Source organism: Barrientosiimonas humi (assembly GCF_006716095.1).
Classification (GTDB): domain Bacteria; phylum Actinomycetota; class Actinomycetes; order Actinomycetales; family Dermatophilaceae; genus Barrientosiimonas; species Barrientosiimonas humi.
Map to the genome: position 1 here is coordinate 348274 of NZ_VFOK01000001.1, position 18219 is coordinate 366492.

The window sequence follows — 18219 nt, forward strand, 5'->3', positions numbered from 1 at the left end:
AGCGAAGGTTGGGGGTCGAGCTTGCGAGGCACCCGGCCGGAGCGGAGTGCGAGGAGGCCGTCGAGAAGGTCCGACGGCTGACGAAGCGCGTAGCGAAGCAACGACCGTGCGGCGCAGCTCCCGGGAAGGGAGCTGCGCCGCGCGGCGTTGTAGCAGGTGTACGGATTTGGCGGCGTGTCGGCGCGCCGGTACGCTTGATCCTCGTGCGTGGGCTCTGCCCTGCCCCGATAGATCGCCCGATGCTCGGCGCGACGGTTCGCGGGCATCAGGCCCCCACACGCCCCCGCCGGGCATCCGCAGGAGTTGTTCCTGCCGGAAGTGCAGGGGAGGGCGCCAGCTGACACACCCGACCGCGTGGGTCGGATGGGAAGCCGGACCAACCAAGGAGCTCGACGACGGCGTACGCGCCTGTCGCCGGCAGACAAGACGAAACGACAAGGTCGGAGAACAGGTTGCCTACCATCAACCAGCTCGTCCGCAAGGGTCGCCAGGACAAGGCCAGCAAGGTCTCCACCCCGGCTCTTAAGGGCAGCCCCCAGCGACGCGGCGTGTGCACCCGCGTCTACACCACCACCCCGAAGAAGCCGAACTCCGCGCTGCGCAAGGTCGCGCGCGTGAAGCTGACCTCGGGCATCGAGGTCACCGCTTACATCCCGGGTGTGGGCCACAACCTGCAGGAGCACTCGATCGTGCTCGTGCGCGGCGGTCGTGTGAAGGACCTGCCGGGTGTGCGCTACAAGATCATCCGCGGCTCGCTCGACACCCAGGGTGTCAAGGGCCGCCAGCAGGCCCGTAGCCGTTACGGCGCGAAGAAGGAGAAGAAGTAATGCCTCGCAAGGGCCCCGCTCCGAAGCGCCCCCTGGTCGTCGACCCGGTCTACGGCTCGCCGCTGGTCACCCAGCTGGTCAACAAGATCCTGCTCGACGGCAAGAAGTCGACCGCTGAGCGCATCGTCTACGGCGCCCTCGAGGGCTGCCGCGAGAAGACCGGCACCGACCCGGTCGTCACGCTCAAGCGCGCGCTCGACAACGTCAAGCCCGCCCTGGAGGTCAAGTCCCGCCGCGTCGGTGGTGCGACCTACCAGGTCCCGGTCGAGGTCAAGCCCAACCGTGCGGTGACCCTGTCGCTGCGCTGGCTGGTCGGCTACTCCCGGCAGCGCCGCGAGAAGACGATGACCGAGCGCCTGATGAACGAGATCCTCGACGCGAGCAACGGCCTGGGTGCCGCGGTCAAGCGTCGTGAGGACACCCACAAGATGGCCGAGTCCAACCGGGCCTTCGCGCACTACCGCTGGTGACCCGTCGGTGCGTCGCGACCGGCCCGCCGGTCGCGACGCACCAACGCAGCGGTTCCACCGCTGTTCGATACTGACGAACTCACGAGAGACGAGAAGAGACTCCTGTGGCACAGGACGTGCTGACTGACCTCAACAAGGTCCGCAACATCGGGATCATGGCGCACATCGACGCCGGCAAGACCACGACGACCGAGCGGATCCTGTTCTACACCGGCGTCAACCACAAGATGGGCGAGACGCACGACGGCGCCTCGACCACCGACTGGATGGAGCAGGAGAAGGAGCGGGGGATCACCATCACCTCCGCCGCCGTCACCTCGTTCTGGAAGGGCTACCAGATCAACCTGATCGACACGCCCGGCCACGTCGACTTCACCGTCGAGGTCGAGCGCAACCTGCGCGTCCTCGACGGCGCCGTCGCCGTCTTCGACGGCAAGGAGGGTGTCGAGCCGCAGTCGGAGACCGTGTGGCGTCAGGCCGACAAGTACGGCGTCCCGCGCATGTGCTTCATCAACAAGATGGACAAGATGGGCGCGGACTTCTACTTCTCCGTGCAGACGATGGTCGACCGCCTCGGCGCGACCCCGCTGGTCATGCAGCTGCCGATCGGTGCCGAGTCCGACTTCGAGGGCGTCGTCGACCTCATCTCGATGAAGGCGCTGACCTGGCGCGGCGAGACCAAGCTCGGTGAGGAGTACGCCACCGAGGAGATCCCCGCGGACCTGCAGGCCAAGGCCGAGGAGTACCGCAACCACCTGATCGAGAAGGTCGCCGAGGCCGACGAGGAGCTCCTCGAGAAGTACCTCGGTGGCGAGGAGCTGACCGAGGACGAGATCAAGCAGGGTGTGCGCAAGCTGACCCTCGCCAACGAGGTCAACCCGGTCTTCTGCGGCACCGCGTTCAAGAACAAGGGCGTGCAGCCCCTGCTCGACGCGGTCATCGACTACCTCCCGAGCCCGATCGACGTCAACGGCGCCGACGGCCACCAGCCCGGTGACGAGGAGACGGTGATCCACCGCAACGCGGACGCCGAGGAGCCGTTCGCGGCGCTGGCGTTCAAGATCGCGGCTCACCCCTTCTACGGCACGCTGACCTACATCCGGGTCTACTCCGGCCAGATCACCGCCGGCTCGCAGGTCATGAACGCGACCAAGGGCAAGAAGGAGCGTCTGGGCAAGCTGTTCCAGATGCACGCCAACAAGGAGAACCCGGTCGACAAGGCCTCGGCGGGTCACATCTACGCGGTCATCGGACTGAAGGACACCACCACCGGTGACACCCTGTCCGACCTGAACGAGCAGATCATCCTCGAGTCGATGACCTTCCCGGAGCCGGTCATCCACGTGGCGATCGAGCCCAAGACCAAGGGCGACCAGGAGAAGCTCGGCACGGCCATCCAGCGCCTGGCGCAGGAGGACCCGACCTTCACCGTCCGCCTCGACGAGGAGACCGGCCAGACCGTCATCGGCGGCATGGGCGAGCTCCACCTCGACATCCTGGTCGACCGCATGAAGCGGGAGTTCAAGGTCGAGGCCAACGTCGGTGCGCCGCAGGTCGCCTACCGCGAGACGATCCGTCGCCCGGTCGAGAAGTACGACTACACCCACAAGAAGCAGACCGGTGGGTCCGGCCAGTTCGCGAAGGTGCAGATCACCTTCGAGCCGCTGGAGACCACCGAGGGTGAGCTGTACGAGTTCGAGAACAAGGTCACCGGTGGTCGCATCCCGCGGGAGTACATCCCCTCGGTCGACCACGGCATCCAGGAGGCCATGCAGCTGGGTGTGCTCGCCGGCTACCCGCTGGTGGGCCTGAAGGCCACGCTGCTCGACGGCGCCTACCACGACGTCGACTCCTCGGAGATGGCGTTCAAGATCGCCGGTTCGATGGCGCTCAAGGAGGCCGTCCGCAAGGCCGACCCGGTGCTGCTCGAGCCGATGATGGCGGTCGAGGTGCGCACGCCCGAGGACTACATGGGCGACGTCATCGGCGACATCAACTCCCGCCGTGGCCAGATCCAGGCCATGGAGGACATCAGCGGTGCCAAGGTCGTCCGCGGCCTCGTCCCGCTGTCGGAGATGTTCGGGTACGTCGGCGACCTGCGTTCCAAGACGCAGGGTCGTGCGAACTACACGATGCAGTTCGACTCCTACGCCGAGGTTCCCCGGAACGTCGCCGAGGAGATCATCAAGAAGATCCGGGGCGAGTGACGCGTATCCTCGCGTCAGCCCACCGGTAAGGAAAGAGAAACCCAACCGGCGCCGCCCCGGCGCCGCAAGCACGTCCTTGAAGGAGGACCCCAGTGGCTAAGGCCAAGTTCGAGCGGACCAAGCCGCACGTCAACATCGGCACGATCGGTCACGTCGACCACGGCAAGACGACGCTGACCGCTGCCATCACCAAGGTTCTGGCGGACAAGTTCCCGCAGTTGAACAAGGCTGCGGCGTTCGCTGACATCGACAACGCTCCCGAGGAGCGTCAGCGCGGTATCACCATCAACGTCTCGCACCAGGAGTACGAGACCGACAAGCGGCACTACGCCCACGTCGACGCCCCGGGTCACGCCGACTACGTGAAGAACATGATCACCGGTGCGGCTCAGATGGACGGCGCGATCCTCGTGGTCGCCGCCACCGACGGCCCGATGCCGCAGACCCGTGAGCACGTGCTGCTCGCGCGTCAGGTCGGTGTGCCCTACATCCTGGTGGCGCTGAACAAGGCCGACATGGTCGACGACGAGGAGATCCTCGAGCTCGTCGAGATGGAGGTCCGTGAGCTGCTGTCCAGCCAGGAGTTCGACGGCGACAACGCCCCGGTCGTGAAGGTCTCGGCGCTCAAGGCGCTCGAGGGCGACGCCGAGTGGGTCAAGTCGGTCGAGGACCTGATGGACGCGGTCGACGAGTCGATCCCGGACCCGGTGCGCGACACCGACAAGCCGTTCCTGATGCCGATCGAGGACGTCTTCACGATCACCGGTCGTGGCACCGTCGTCACCGGCCGCATCGAGCGCGGTGTGCTGAACGTGAACCAGGAGGTCGAGATCGTCGGCATCCGCCCGGAGAAGCAGACCACCACGGTTACCGGCATCGAGATGTTCCGCAAGCTGCTCGACGAGGGTCGTGCGGGCGAGAACGTCGGCCTGCTGCTGCGCGGCACCAAGCGTGAGGACGTCGAGCGCGGCCAGGTCGTCGTGAAGCCGGGTTCGATCACCCCGCACACCGAGTTCGAGGCGCAGGTCTACATCCTGGGCAAGGACGAGGGTGGCCGTCACACGCCGTTCTACGACAACTACCGCCCGCAGTTCTACTTCCGCACCACCGACGTGACCGGCGTCGTGCACCTCCCCGAGGGCACCGAGATGGTCATGCCGGGCGACAACACCGAGATGACCGTCGAGCTCATCCAGCCTGTCGCCATGGAGGACGGCCTGCGCTTCGCGATCCGCGAGGGTGGCCGCACCGTCGGCGCCGGCCGCGTCACCAAGATCATCAAGTGACGATCTGCTGACGCACTAGCTGCACGCGCAAGGCCCCGGGCTTCGGCCCGGGGCCTTTCGCATGCCTGCGCACGGGCGGCGCACGGGTCGGCGGTGGTCCGGCGGGGGGTGCGGTGGGGCGCACGGGTCGGCGGTGGTCCGCGAGGGCGTACGGGCGGTTGGGCAGCGCACGGTGCGGCGGTGGTCCGGCGGGGGGTGCGGTGGGGCGCACGGGTCGGCGGTGGTCCGCGAGGGCGTACGGGCGGTTGGGCGGCGCACGGTGCGGCGGTGGTCCGGCGGGGGGTGCGGTGGGGCGCACGGTTGGGCGGTGGTCCGCGAGGGCGTACGTCCTCGCCGGGGTGGCGGTGGTCCGCCCGGGGGTGCGGTGGGGCGCACGGGTCGGCGGTGGTCCGCGAGGGCGTACGTCCTCGCCGGGTCAGCGGTGGTCCGCCCGGGGGTGCGGGGTGGTCAGCCCTTGTCGGCGCCGCTGGTGAGGCCCTCGGTGAGCCAGCGCTCGGCGATGCCGTAGAGCACGATGATCGGCACGGTGAGGATGACCGAGCCGGCCATGAGGACGGTCTTGGGGACCTCGATGCCGTTGGACAGCTGCGACAGGCCCAGGGAGACCGTCCAGTCCTCGCGCTTGGCGGCCAGGAACAGCAGCGCGAAGAGGAACTCGTTCCAGGCGATCATGAACACGAACAGCGCGGTCGACATGATCGACGGCAGCGACAGCGGCAGCGTGATGCGCAGCAGCGTCTGGGCGCGGCTGGCGCCGTCGATCGCTGCGGACTCCTCGATGCTGACCGGGATGGTCTCGAAGTAGTTGCGCAGCATGTGGATCGCGATCGGCACGGTCTGCACGACGTAGACGAGCATCAGCCCGACGAGCGAGCCGGCGAGGCCGAGCTTGCTGAACCCGATCACCAGCGGGATCGCGAGCACGATGACCGGGAACAGGTAGACCGACAGGAACAGCGCGCTCACCGTGCGGCGACCGAAGAAGTCGAGCCGGGCGACGGCGTACGCACCGAGGACCGACACGATCATCGTCAGCACCATCGCGAGCAGCGCGACCTCGAGCGAGTTGCGCATGAAGCCCAGGAAGCCCTGGCCGCCCTCGTCCTCGGGGGCGAGCACGTCGCGGTAGGTCTGGGTGGTGAAGACCTTGGTGTCGTACCAGAGCCGGCCGGGGTTCTTCAGCAGCTCGTCGATGGGGACGAACGACAGCAGCACCATGTACAGGAACGGGAAGACCGTGATCACGACCAGGCCGGCGATGACGACCCAGCGACCGATGCCGAAGACGCGGTTCTGCAGGGCGTGGCGGTTCATGCGTCCTCCCGCTCCGTGCGGTTGAGCCACTTCAGGTAGAGCAGCAGGAAGACCACCATCACCAGCGACAGCACGACCGCCTGGGCGGCCGCGGCGCCGGCGTCGAACCGGCCGGTGAGGTAGTCGTACACCCGGACGGCGGCGACCTCGGTGCCGGCGGTGCCGCCGGTGAGCAGGTAGACGTCGTCGAACTTGTTGAACGTCATGATCAGGCGCAGCACCGCGAGCAGCGCGATGACCGAGGCCAGCTGCGGCAGCAGGATGTGCCGGAAGCGCTGCCAGGGCGTCGCGCCGTCGACGATGGCCGCCTCGGTGATGTCGCGCGGGATCGCCTGCAGCCGGGCGAGCAGGAACATGAACGCGAACGGGAAGTAGCGCCAGATCTCGAACGCGATCACGGTCAGCAGCGCCAGCGGCTCGACGCCGAGGAAGTCCTTGGCCTGGTCCCAGCCGAGGAAGCGCTGGCCCCAGACGTTGGCGACGCCGTACTGCGTGTTGAGCATGACCTGCCAGACGAAGGCGACGGCCACGACCGGGGCGACGTAGGGCAGCAGCATCGCCGAGCGCACCAGCCCGCGGCCGGGGAAGGCGTCGCGCAGGGCCAGGGCGGCCAGCAGACCGAGCGCGATGGAGCCGACGGTCGAGGCGACGCTGTAGACCACCGTGGTCAGCATCGAGCTCCAGAAGCCCCGGGCGCCGAGCACCTCGCGGAAGTTGTCGAGGGTGAGCGGGCGGAACGGGCTGGCCTCGCGGATCTGCAGGAACGACAGGTCCTGGAAGGCGATGAGCACGTTCCACAGCACGGGGATCACGACGACCGCGATGACGACGATGACGGTCGGGGAGACCATCAGCAGCCCGTCGCGGTTGTCCTTGCGGCTGCGGCTGAACGTGCGCTCGCGGTCGTTGTCCGTGCCGCGCGGCGCGGCCGGGGTGGTGGGGACCTCGGGTGTCGGGTCCGAGGCGGTGGTCGCAGGCATCGCAGTCCTCCTCAGCTGCCCGACGTGGCGATCTCGTCGACGGCGTCGCGCGCCTCGCGCGCCGCGCCGGTGGGGGTCATGGAGCCGTTCGCCATGCCGGCCACCGCCTTGGAGATCGGCAGCTCGGCCGAGACGGGGCCGAGGATCGAGCCCTGCCCCTGGGGGATGGCCCACCGGTTGAGGTTGGTCCAGACCCCGGAGATGGCGTTCATCGTCTGCGGGTCGTAGACCGCGTCGAGGCGGCGCTTGGTGTCGACGCCCGAGGGCAGACGCCGCCATGCCTGGACGTACGCCTGCGACCCGGGGGTCGGGCCGAGCCGGGCCGGGAACTTGCCCTCCGGCGCCATGCCCATCCACTGGGTGTAGCCGTCACCGAGGGCGTAGCTGATGAGCCGCTTGGCGCCGGTGGTGTTCTGGCCCTTGATCACCGCCCACGACGCGACCTCGCCGAAGCCGCCGGCGCCGGTGCCGTCGGGACCGTTGACCGCGGTGACGACGCCGCTGTTCTTGGCCAGCCACGTCCGGTCGCGCTGGCACGGTCCGCAGGTGGGCAGCGCGTCGTTGCGCAGCCCGGCGAGCTCGTCGAGGATGAACGTGGACCACAGGACCATCGCCGACTGGCCCGAGAAGTAGCTGGCCCGGGTGGTGTCGACGTCCTGCCGGCCGTCGGGGGAGAAGGAGCGGGCGAGCTGGTCGTACGTCGACCAGGTCCGCTCGCAGGGCGGGTCGGTGATCTGCACGGCGCCCGCGCGGTCGACCAGCTGGCAGTCGTTGCCGAGCGCGAGCGACTCGAACGACTGCTGGGTGAACACGTCGGCCGGGTCGGTGCTGAGCGTGATGCCGAACTGCTTGTCGCGGGTGAGGGTGCGCGCGGCGCGCACGAGGTTGTCGTACGTCGTCGGTGGCTGGAGCCCGGCCTGCCGGAACAGGTCCTTGCGATAGACCAGCACCTGCGCCCACCCGTCGGAGGGGACCGCGAGCGACTCCTGGCCCTCGCTGGTCATCTGCACGGTGCGCGGGGCGAAGGTGTCGCGGCCGAGCTGGTTCATCACCTCGGTCGCGGCCGGGCGGTCGAGCACGTCGAACCGGTCGAGCTGGCGGACGTAGCCGAGCGGCAGGCCGCCGACGACGTCCGGAAGGTCACCGGTCTGCGCGGCGCTCGCGATGAGCTGCGGCAGCTGGGCCTCGTCGACGGCGACCAGCTCGGCGCTGACACCGGTGCTGCGGGTGAAGCCCGCGAGCATCGCGCGCTGCGCGGCGATGCGGTCGGTCTGGGCCTCCAGGCTCCAGACGACGATCTGGTTGGGCGGGCGCGGCTCGTCGTCGGCGCATCCCGCGAGCGCAGGGGTCAGCGCCAGCGCTGCCGCGGCGGCAGCGGTCGCGGCGCGAGCACGTCGGCGCATGAGACCTCCCTCGGTGTGGACCACCCCTCATAGGACCGCGTGGGGGGCCTACTGGGAAAGGCTTTTCGCAGAATTTCACCCCTGCGGGTACGCGTGACGTGCGTGACAGCAGTGACCGGTGTGCCGTCAACGTCGGCGCGCGCGGTGGGCCGCGGCCTTGACCCGGTTCTGGCAGCGGGTCGAGCAGAACCGGCGGTGGGCGTTCTTGGACAGGTCGACGTAGACCCGGTCGCAGGCCGGCGCCGCGCACACCCCCAGGCGGCTGCCGAGGTCGCCGCCGATCGCCATGGCCAGGCCCGCGGCGATGCCGGCGGCCCAGCCGCGCTCGAAGCTGTCGTCGGGGCCGTGGAAGTGCAGGCCGTAGCCGCCGTCGGGGCGCAGGTCCAGCTCGGGGCGGGCGCGGGTGTCGCGCAGCATCCGGTTCACCAGCTCGGCGGCCCCCGCGAGGTCGTCGCCGTCGAGCTGGCCGAAGACCGAGCGGGCCCGGCGCACGTGCGGCAGCAGCGACTGCGCCTGCTGCTGCGTCGGCGAGCTGTCGTAGCCCGCCGCGGTCAGCGCCACGCGCACGGCGTCGCGCAGCGGCGCGCCCGCGGGCTCGGCCACGGCTCGTCCGCCGTCCTCCCCGGGGGACAGGGCGTTCACCAGGGCCACGGTCGCGCCGATAATGCGTCGAACGTGACTGTTGAAGTGCATTTCAGTAGTCATCTAGCCTCCGGGTCATGTCACTGGACAACGAGCGTACGACAGTCACGAGCCGGTCGCGCGGCGGCACCACGCGAATGCTGCTCCCGCTGGTGGTCGCCCGCGTGGTCAACCGGCTCGGCGGCTTCTCGATGGGCTTCCTCGGCGCCCGGCTGAGCGTCGACCTGGGCGCCCCGATGTCGCTCGTCGGGCCGGTGCTCGCGATCTTCGGGCTGTGCACGATCCCCTCACGCGTGCTCGGCGGGGTGCTGGCCCACCGCATCGGCTCACGGCGCACGCTGGTCGTCGGCCTGCTCGCCTGCGCGCTCGCCCAGGCGGTGGTGGCCCTCGCCGGCAGCGTGGCGACGGTGGTGCTGGGCGCGGTGCTGCTGGGGCTGGCCCAGGAGATCATCGAGCCGGCCACCCAGGGCTTCGTCGCCGAGCAGGTGCCGGCCGAGCGGCGCGCGTCGGGGTTCGCGCTGCTGTCGGCGGCGATGTCGGTCGCCGGGGTGCTGGCCGGCGCGGTCGCCGGGCTCGTCGCGCCGTTCGGCGTCGCCTGGCTGTTCGGCGTCGACGCGATCACGAGTCCCGCGGCGGCGGCCGTCGTGGCCGTGCTGCTCGTCGACGTCCGGCCCCCGCGCGAGCCGGGCCGCTCCTGGCGGCGCTCGCTGTCCCCGCGGCTGCTCGCCTGGACCGGGGTCGGCGCCGTCTACGGCACGCTCGTGATGGTCGTCGTCTTCTTCTTCCCGCTGGCCGTCGTGCGCGCGGGCCATCCGACGGCGTACGCCGGGTGGCTGCTCGCGGTCGTCGCCGGCTTCGCGGTGCTCGCCCAGCGGGCCGTGGCGCACCTGGAGACGCGCGTCCGACCAGCGCTGCTGCTCGTCGCCGGCTACGTCGTGCTCGCCGGCGGGCTCGCGCTGTGGGCGACGGGCACGGTGACCGGGCTGCTCGTCGGGGCGACCCTGGAGGGGGCGAGCGGGTCGCTGCTGCTCGGGACGCAGCAGGCGGTCGCGGCCGGGATGGCCCGGCCGGGCGACGAGGCGGCGGTGATGACGACGTACGGCCTGTCCTGGGGTGTCGCGGCGGTGCTGGCTCCGCTGGTCGGTGCCCCGCTGCTCGAGCGCGGGCCGCAGCTGCTGTGGGGCGCGGCGGCCGCGCTCGCCGGCCTGCTGGCCGCCGGGCACCTGGCCGCCCACCTCGCCGGGAGGGTGCGAGGTGGGCGGAGCCGGGTGCGGGCGGTGGCTCAGTGACCGACCCAGCAGCGGGTGGGGCGGAACCCGGTGGGCGCGTCGTCGAGCGACAGCTCGAACGTGGACCACCCCGGCGCGTCCTTCTCCTCGCCGACGCCGCTGTCGGTCAGCGTGCGGCCCGAGGCGTCGGAGCACACGACCGACAGCAGGTTCGCCGACCCCTTGCCGACCGTGCGGTAGCGGCCGCTGACCTTCGGCGTGCCGGAGTCGGTCTGTCCGAACGAGAACGACGGGTCGACCTCGGCGACCGTCGCGTAGTCGTCGGGCTGGTTGTCCTTGATGCGCAGCGAGACCCGGGTGGCCGACGTCTCCGCGCCGCTGAGCGTCTTGCTGGACGCGAGCACCTTGATCTCGTCGGTCAGGCCGGCGACGGGCACCTGCTCGTCCTGGATGGCGACCACGTCGCCGCGGGCGTCGCGCAGCACGAACTGCACGGTCACGGTGCCCCGCTCGGTGGAGGTCGCGCGCAGCACGGCATAGAGGTTGGTCGTCGAGCTGCTGCCGGAGCTGTACGCCCCGAGCCGCTCCACCGTGACCCGGGTCGCCGGGCCCGGTCCCAGGTTGCCGAGGGTGGCGTTCACCGTCGTGTCCGGCGCGAGCTCGCCGTGCTTCACCGGCGCCTCGGGGGAGGCGCCGCCCGTCGCGGGCGGGCCGGGGTTGTCCGCCGGCGGGGTGGTCGCGCCGGTGCCGGCGGAGCTCGGGGTCGCGGTGCTGGAGCCGGGGGCCGTGCTGGGTCCGGAGGTGCTGGACGGTCCGGACGGGGCCGCGCTCGACGAGGTGGTCGTGGGCGGCGCGTAGTCGGTGATGGTGTCCGGCGCGTCGTCCCCCTGGCAGGCGGTCAGCCCGAGGGCGAGGCTCGCGGCGAGGGCGAGCGAGGCGGTGGTGCGGGAGGTGCGCATGGCGGGCGTCCTTTGCGATCGTGAACACGGAACGCCGGTATGAGTGTTTGCAGCTGCGAACGGTTCCATCGACTTCTGCGCGGGGCCGGCGACGCCGGTGAGACGCCCGGGAGCGAGGCCCGCGGCCCCTGCGACAATCGAGGGACCGCCCGTCTGAACCAAGGAGACGTCCCGTGGCTCTTGCCGACCTGTCCGCCGCCGAACTCGCCGACGCGCTCGCGACCCAGCGCACGGCGTACGACCGGATCCGCGAGCAGGGGCTGACGCTCGACCTCACGCGCGGCAAGCCGTCGAGCGAGCAGCTGGACCTGTCGGAGGAGCTGATGCGGCTGCCGCAGGGGCACACCGCGGCCGACGGCACCGACGTGCGCAACTACGGCGGGCTCGCGGGCCTGCCCGAGCTGCGCGAGATCTTCGCCGAGCTGCTCGGCGTCGAGCCCCGCCAGCTCGTCGCGGGCGGCAACAGCAGCCTGACGATGATGGCCGACACCCTGAAGAACCTGCTGCTGCACGGCGGCGTCGACTCCGAGCGGCCCTGGCTGCAGGAGGAGAAGGTGACCTTCGTCTGCCCGGTGCCCGGCTACGACCGCCACTTCGCGCTGCTGGAGTCGCTCGGCATCGAGATGATCACCGTCCCGATGAACGCCGACGGTCCCGACGTCGAGGCCGTACGCCGGCTGGTCGCCGACGACCCGTCGGTCAAGGGGATGTGGCTGGTCCCGACCTACGGCAACCCCACCGGGATCACCTGCAGCCAGGAGGTCGCGGCGGAGCTGACCGCCATGCCGACCGCCGCGCCGGACTTCAAGATCCTGTGGGACAACGCCTACGCGCTGCACCACCTGACCGAGGACGAGACCAAGTCGGCCGACGTGCTGTCGCTGGCGTCGGCCGCGGGCAACCCGCACCGGCCGGTCGTGTTCGCCTCGACCAGCAAGATCACCTTCGCCGGGGCGGGCGTCGCCTTCCTGGCCGGGTCGCCGGAGACCGTGAAGTGGTTCACCGGCCACCTCGGCAAGAGCTCGATCGGCCCCGACAAGGTCAACCAGCTGCGGCACGCGCAGTTCTTCGGCGACGCCGACGGCGTGCGCGCCCACATGGCCAAGCACCGCGAGATCATCAAGCCCAAGTTCGACGCGGTCGAGCGCATCCTGAGCGACGACCTCGGCGACTCCGGCGTCGCGCGCTGGACCACGCCGGAGGGTGGCTACTTCGTGAGCCTCGACGTGCTGCCCGGCACGGCCGGTCGCGTGGTCGAGCTGGCCAAGGACGCCGGGGTCGCGCTGACGCCGGCGGGCGCGTCGTTCCCCTACGGCAACGACCCCGACGACACCAACATCCGGCTCGCGCCGACCCTGCCGCCGCTCGCCGAGGTCGAGTCGGCGATGGCGGTCGTCACGACCTGCGTGCTGCTCGCGGCGGCCGAGAAGCTCAGCGCCGGCTGAGCCGAGGGCGTCCACCGAGCCGAGGGCGGCGGCGGCCGCGAGGCGGGCGCTGGGGAAGGGGTTGGCGCGGCCCGAGCGCGCAGGCTTGAGCAAGTCTTGAACCTGCGTTCACCCGGGCCTGACCGACGCGCGAGCAGCATGGGGCTCGTCCGTCCCCCCTCCGGAGGAGCCCCATGCTCACCAGCGCCCGTCGCGCGCTCGCCGTGGTCGGCGTCGCCGCACTCGCCGCCACCACCCCGACCTGGACCGCCGGCCCGGCCAGCGCGGCGACCTCGCCCCCGGCGGCCGTCAGCGTCGCCGACTACTACGCCGGCACCGAGGGCCTGACCGGTCTGCCCCTGAAGAACAAGCTCAACGACATCGTCAGCACCCAGTCCGTGCTGACGTACGACCAGGTCTGGGACGCGCTGCGCCGCACCGACGAGGACCCGGCCAACCCGAACAACGTCATCGAGCTCTACACGGGCAGGTCGACCCCGAAGACGAACAACGGGGGAGACGTCGACAACTGGAACCGCGAGCACGTCTGGGCCAAGAGCCACGGCGACTTCGGCACGACTCCCGGGCCCGGCACCGACCTGCACCACCTGCGGCCGACCGACGTGACGGTCAACGCCGACCGCGGCAACCTCGACTTCGACAACGGCGGCACGCAGAACGACGAGGCGCCGGGCAACTACGCCGACGGTGACTCCTGGGAGCCGCGCGACGCGGTCAAGGGAGACGTGGCACGGATGATCCTCTACATGGCCGTGCGCTACGACGGGGACGACGGGGCGCCCGACCTGGAGGTCAACGACCAGGTCAACAACGGGTCGGCGCCCTACCACGGCCGGGTCTCGGTGCTGGTCGCGTGGAGCGCGCAGGACCCGCCGGACGCGTTCGAGCAGCGGCGCAACGAGACGGTCTACGCGATCCAGGGCAACCGCAACCCGTTCGTCGATCGCCCCGAGTGGGTCGAGGCCATCTTCTGACGCAGGCGGCGCACCAGCGGTGCGTCCCCCCTCCCCTCACGGGAGCGCGCCGCCGGTGCGCCTCGTGAGCGCGACCGACCCGCAGGTCTCCACCCCTGGGCGCGCCCGCGGACCAGCCTTCGGGAGCGAGGACCGCGACGGCAACCCTGCGGGCCGAAACTGCCGCCAGACTGCCGCTCGCGCCGGCCCCCGCGTCAGGTGCCGGGCTCCTCCCAGTCCCAGGCGAAGCCGTACGACCCGGGCGGCACGTCCTTCAGCGCCAGCTGGACGAGGGGCTCGCGCTCGCGACTGACCGCGCCGGTCACCTCCTCGCGACCGGCGGTCGCGGTGACCTGCCACAGCCGAGCCGGCGGCGCCTCGAACTCCACGCTGACGGCGAGCGAGGCCATGCCGCGACGCGAGCCGCGCAGGACCCGGTGGGAGGGCTCGCCCGCGTCGTCGGGCTCGAGCACGGTGTAGTCGATGACCGCCGACTCGCCCTCCTGGAGCGGGCGGGCGAACTGCAGGCCGAAGATGACCAGCCCCAGCGTCGGGACCTCGCGGCGGCCCGCGACGGTGCAGCCGTGCACGTCGCTCAGCTGGACCCGGGGGAGCACCAGGGGGTCGGCCGCGTTGATCAGGCAGGTCCCGCGCACGCCGTCCTCCAGGGCCAGGATCACCGCGTGGTAGCGGCACTCGACCATCCGTCGCGAGGCGGAGATGCGGGCCCGGCTGGAGACGTGGGTGTAGCGGATGTCCTTGCCGTACTCCTCGGCCAGGAAGCGGCTGACCTGCTCGTCGTCGGTGACCCCCGTCCGGGCGAACAGCCGCTCGAACGGAGCCATCGGGACCTGGGCCCAGGTGCGCAGCAGCCGGGCGCGCTCGCCGCGCGGCAGCGCCAGCGCGGTGGCGAGCGACTCCAGCGTCGCGAGGTGCGGCTCGCGCACCTCGTCGCGCTCGAGCGCGCGCAGCGTGCGCACCGACACGCCCGCTCGCTCGCTCAGCTGCTGCTGGGTGAGTCCGTGCTCGCGGCGCAGGGTGCGCAGGAGGGCGGCGCGCTGGTCCATGTGCCGAGTATCACTGCCCCGGGGGCTGGTGCTCGGAGGCCGGGACGGTCGTCTCGCAGGGCGAGGAAGGTCCAGGCCTGCTGCACGGGCGGGGGAGCGACCTGGGAGACTGCCGCTCATGACCCCCGACCAGGCCGAGCAGGTGTCGGCGACGCCGGCGTTCTTCCTGGCCGGTGGCACGGGCATCTCGGCCGAGACGCTGGGCAACATGATCCTCGGGCAGTTCCCGACGGTGTCGTTCCAGACCCGCAAGATCCCCTTCATCAAGTCGGTCGAGCAGGCCCGCCAGGTGGTGGCGCTGGTCGACGCGGCCAAGACCGACGCGGTCACCCCGCTGGTCTTCTCCACGGTGGCCGACGAGGAGATCCGCGCCGAGCTGATGAAGACGGTGTGCGCGTTCATCGACCTGTTCGGCTCGCACCTGGACATGGTCGAGCGGGTGCTGCACGTCAACGCCGCCCACGACGTCGGGAGCGTGCACGGCATCGCCGACCAGCGGGCGTACGAGGCCCGGATGAAGGCCATCGACTACTCCATGGAGCACGACGACGGGCAGAGCCTGCGCGCGCTGGAGCAGGCCGACCTGATCCTCGTCGCGCCGTCCCGGTGCGGCAAGACGCCTACGTCGATGTACCTCGCGATCCAGCACGGCCTCAAGGTCGCGAACTACCCGTTGGTCGAGGAGGACTTCGAGTCCAGCGACCTGCCCCGCCCGATCCGGCCGTACGCCGACCGCATCTTCGGCCTGTTGTCGACCCCGCAGCGGCTGAGCCAGGTGCGCAGCGAGCGCCGACCGGGCTCGCGCTACGCCACGCTCGCGCAGTGCAGCTACGAGCTGCGCCGGGCCGAGGCGCTCTACGCCACCCACCGCATCCCCTCGGTCAGCTCGGCGAACATGTCCGTCGAGGAGATCGCCGCGGTGATCCTGCAGAACCTCGACCAGCGCCCACGCAGCTGAACCCGGCCGCGACGACCCCAGAGCAGCACCTCGGAAGGACACCGCAGATGACACGCAACGTGGAGTGGTTCGCCGACCTCGGCCTCGACGACGTCGAGCGGGTCGGGGGCAAGAACGCCTCCCTCGGCGAGATGGTGCAGCACCTGGCCAAGGCCGGGGTGCAGGTGCCCGACGGCTTCGCCACGACGGCCGAGGCCTACCGCCGCTTCCTGACCGAGGGCGGGCTCGCCGACGACATCAACGCCCAGCTGCGCGCCCTCGACGTCGACGACGTGCGCGAGCTGGCCCGGGTCGGCCGCAGCATCCGCGAGACCATCGAGTCCCACCCCTTCCCGGAGGACCTCGAGCAGGACATCCGCGCCAGCTACGACCGGCTGGTCGAGGAGAACGGCGAGGAGGTCTCCTGGGCGGTGCGCTCCAGCGCGACCGCCGAGGACCTGCCCGACGCGAGCTTCGCGGGGCAGCAGGAGACCTTCCTCAACATCAAGGGCATCGACAACGTCCTCCACGCGATCAAGCTGGTCTACGCCTCGCTCTACAACGACCGGGCGATCGCCTACCGCGTGCACAGCAACTTCGACCACGAGGCCGTCGCGCTGTCGGCCGGCATCCAGCGGATGGTCCGCTCCGACGTGGGCGCCTCGGGCGTGATGTTCACGATCGACACGGAGTCCGGCTTCGACGACGCCGTGTTCATCACCTCGTCATACGGCCTCGGCGAGGCGGTCGTGCAGGGCGCCGTCAACCCCGACGAGTTCTACGTCTACAAGCCGGCGCTGCGCGCCGGCCGCCCGGCGATCCTCAAGCGCGGCGTGGGCTCCAAGGCCATCAAGATGGTCTACACCGACGACGCCGGGGTCGGGCGCACCACCGAGTTCATCGACGTCGAGGAGGCCGAGCGCCCGCTGCTGTCGCTGACCGACGACGAAGTCACCCAGCTGGCCGAGTACGCCCTCAAGATCGAGGAGCACTACGGCCGCCCGATGGACATCGAGTGGGGCAAGGACGGCGTCGACGGCGGGCTGTACATCCTGCAGGCCCGGCCCGAGACGGTGAAGTCACGCCAGGCCGGCTCGACCCTGCAGCGGTTCAGCCTCGCCGAGCGCGGCACGGTCGCGGTCGAGGGCCGCGCCATCGGCCAGAAGATCGGCGCCGGCGCCGTGCGCACGCTGCGCTCGGTCGAGGACATGCACGAGTTCCAGACCGGCGAGGTGCTGGTCGCCGACATGACCGACCCCGACTGGGAGCCGATCATGAAGCGCGCCAGCGCGATCGTCACCAACCGCGGTGGGCGCACCTGCCACGCGGCGATCATCGCCCGCGAGCTGGGCATCCCGGCCGTGGTCGGCACCGGCAGCGCCACCTCCACGCTGACCGACGGTCAGGAGGTCACGGTCTCGGCGGCCGAGGGCGACACCGGCTTCGTCTACGAGGGCAAGCTGGACTTCTCGGTCGACGAGACCTCGCTGGACTCCATGCCCGACATCCCGGTCGGCATCATGATGAACGTCGGCACCCCCGACCAGGCGTTCGAGTTCTCCCGGCTGCCCAACAAGGGCATCGGCCTGGCGCGCCTGGAGTTCATCATCAACCGGCAGATCGGCATCCACCCCAAGGCGCTGCTCGACCTCGAGGCCGGCGGCGGCAACCTCTCGCCCGAGCTCAAGGCCGAGATCGAGGCGCTGACCGCGGCCTACGACAGCCCGCGCGAGTTCTTCGTCAAGCGGGTCGCCGAGGGCGTCTCGATGCTGGCGGCCGCCTTCGCGCCCGAGCCGGTCATCGTGCGCATGTCCGACTTCAAGTCCAACGAGTACGCCAACCTCGTCGGCGGGACGGCGTACGAGCCGGACGAGGAGAACCCGATGATCGGCTACCGCGGCGCCTCGCGGTACCTGTCGGAGGACTTCGCCGAGTGCTTCGCGATGGAGTGCGCGGCGCTGCGCCACGTGCGCGACGAGATGGGCCTCACCAACGTCAAGGTGATGATCCCCTTCGTGCGCACCCTCGGGGAGGCCCAGGGCGTCACCGACCTGCTGGCCGAGCACGGGCTCGAGCGCGGCAAGAACGACCTGCAGGTCGTGATGATGTGCGAGATCCCGAGCAACGCGGTCAACGCCGCCGAGTTCCTCGAGTTCTTCGACGGGTTCTCGATCGGCTCCAACGACATGACCCAGCTGACGCTGGGGCTGGACCGCGACTCCTCGCTGGTCGCCGACAAGTTCGACGAGCGCGACCCGGCCGTCAAGCAGATGCTCAGCATGGCCATCACCGCCTGCCTCGACCAGGGCAAGTACGTCGGCATCTGCGGCCAGGGCCCCAGCGACCACCCCGACCTCGCGGAGTGGCTGATGGAGCAGGGCATCCAGACGATGTCGCTCAACCCCGACACCGTGGTCGAGACGTGGATGCGGCTGGCCCGCAAGGTCGGCACCGCGCCGGCGGAGGAGTCCGAGGCGCCCGCAGGCTCGTGAGCCCGGCG

General features: G+C 70.7%; 15 protein-coding genes. 9 read left to right on the forward strand and 6 right to left on the reverse strand.

All coding sequences use genetic code 11. The features are described 5' to 3' along the window. Positions 1 to 452: 452 nt before the first annotated feature. The 4 genes from rpsL (at position 453) to tuf (ending at position 4790) form a co-directional block, all read left to right on the forward strand. Positions 453 to 827 carry a 30S ribosomal protein S12 gene (rpsL, locus tag FB554_RS01645; RefSeq protein ID WP_142004340.1) on the forward strand — a complete coding sequence of 125 codons (375 nt, stop codon included), beginning with the start codon at positions 453 to 455 and terminating at the stop codon, positions 825 to 827. After that, positions 827 to 1297 carry a 30S ribosomal protein S7 gene (gene rpsG, locus FB554_RS01650; RefSeq protein ID WP_142004341.1) on the forward strand — a complete coding sequence of 157 codons (471 nt, stop codon included), beginning with the start codon at positions 827 to 829 and terminating at the stop codon, positions 1295 to 1297. The genes rpsL and rpsG overlap by 1 nt, the downstream gene beginning before the upstream one ends. A gap of 104 nt (positions 1298 to 1401) precedes the next feature. Continuing rightward, complete coding sequence (gene fusA, locus FB554_RS01655; RefSeq protein WP_142004342.1) at positions 1402 to 3504, forward strand: elongation factor G; 2103 nt, start codon at positions 1402 to 1404, stop codon at positions 3502 to 3504. Between the two features lie 92 nt (positions 3505 to 3596). Beyond that, positions 3597 to 4790, forward strand: coding sequence for an elongation factor Tu (tuf, locus tag FB554_RS01660; RefSeq protein WP_142004343.1), 1194 nt, complete (start codon positions 3597 to 3599; stop codon positions 4788 to 4790). A gap of 447 nt (positions 4791 to 5237) precedes the next feature. On the opposite strand, the gene FB554_RS01665 is transcribed toward tuf, so the two are convergent. The 4 genes from FB554_RS01665 to FB554_RS01680 all read right to left on the reverse strand — a co-directional run bounded on the left by FB554_RS01665 (position 5238) and on the right by FB554_RS01680 (position 9129). After that, entirely contained in the window at positions 5238 to 6104 is an 867-nt protein-coding gene (locus FB554_RS01665; protein ID WP_142004344.1) for a carbohydrate ABC transporter permease, read from the reverse strand. After that, on the reverse strand, positions 6101 to 7084 hold the full coding sequence (locus tag FB554_RS01670) for a carbohydrate ABC transporter permease (RefSeq protein ID WP_142004345.1): 984 nt from the start codon (positions 7082 to 7084) through the stop codon (positions 6101 to 6103). Before FB554_RS01670 ends, FB554_RS01665 begins: the two co-directional genes overlap by 4 nt. Before the next feature lie 11 nt (positions 7085 to 7095). Further along, positions 7096 to 8487 (reverse strand): ABC transporter substrate-binding protein, encoded by a 1392-nt coding sequence (locus FB554_RS01675; RefSeq protein ID WP_142004346.1) that lies wholly within the window; start codon positions 8485 to 8487, stop codon positions 7096 to 7098. A gap of 126 nt (positions 8488 to 8613) precedes the next feature. Then, positions 8614 to 9129, reverse strand: a complete 516-nt coding sequence (locus FB554_RS01680) for a CGNR zinc finger domain-containing protein (protein ID WP_236022213.1) — start codon at positions 9127 to 9129, stop codon at positions 8614 to 8616. 77 nt (positions 9130 to 9206) lie between these two features. Between FB554_RS01680 and FB554_RS01685 the strand changes: the two genes are divergently transcribed. Further along, a complete protein-coding gene (locus FB554_RS01685; RefSeq protein ID WP_142004347.1) occupies positions 9207 to 10418 on the forward strand; it encodes an MFS transporter in 1212 nt (403 codons plus the stop codon). Here the strand turns inward: FB554_RS01685 and FB554_RS01690 are convergent. Beyond that, positions 10412 to 11317 (reverse strand): hypothetical protein, encoded by a 906-nt coding sequence (locus FB554_RS01690; RefSeq protein WP_142004348.1) that lies wholly within the window; start codon positions 11315 to 11317, stop codon positions 10412 to 10414. The two genes, FB554_RS01685 and FB554_RS01690, sit on opposite strands and share 7 nt — an antisense overlap. A 173-nt stretch (positions 11318 to 11490) precedes the next feature. Here FB554_RS01690 and FB554_RS01695 point away from each other — a divergent pair, with 173 nt between their 5' ends. Further along, the gene (locus FB554_RS01695) at positions 11491 to 12762 is read left to right on the forward strand and encodes an aspartate aminotransferase type Ic (protein WP_142004349.1); all 1272 of its coding nucleotides are present in this window, start codon (positions 11491 to 11493) and stop codon (positions 12760 to 12762) included. 173 nt (positions 12763 to 12935) lie between these two features. Further along, positions 12936 to 13736, forward strand: a complete 801-nt coding sequence (locus FB554_RS01700; protein WP_142004350.1) for an endonuclease I family protein — start codon at positions 12936 to 12938, stop codon at positions 13734 to 13736. A 194-nt stretch (positions 13737 to 13930) separates the two neighbouring features. Here FB554_RS01700 and FB554_RS01705 read toward each other — a convergent pair whose 3' ends face one another. Continuing rightward, positions 13931 to 14782: a helix-turn-helix domain-containing protein gene (locus FB554_RS01705; RefSeq protein ID WP_142004351.1), complete on the reverse strand. Its 852-nt coding sequence runs from the start codon at positions 14780 to 14782 to the stop codon at positions 13931 to 13933. 118 nt (positions 14783 to 14900) lie between these two features. Here FB554_RS01705 and FB554_RS01710 point away from each other — a divergent pair, with 118 nt between their 5' ends. Further along, a complete protein-coding gene (locus FB554_RS01710) occupies positions 14901 to 15740 on the forward strand; it encodes a pyruvate, water dikinase regulatory protein (RefSeq protein ID WP_142004352.1) in 840 nt (279 codons plus the stop codon). A 47-nt stretch (positions 15741 to 15787) separates the two neighbouring features. Further along, positions 15788 to 18211, forward strand: coding sequence for a phosphoenolpyruvate synthase (gene ppsA, locus FB554_RS01715; RefSeq protein WP_142004353.1), 2424 nt, complete (start codon positions 15788 to 15790; stop codon positions 18209 to 18211). Positions 18212 to 18219 lie beyond the last annotated feature (8 nt).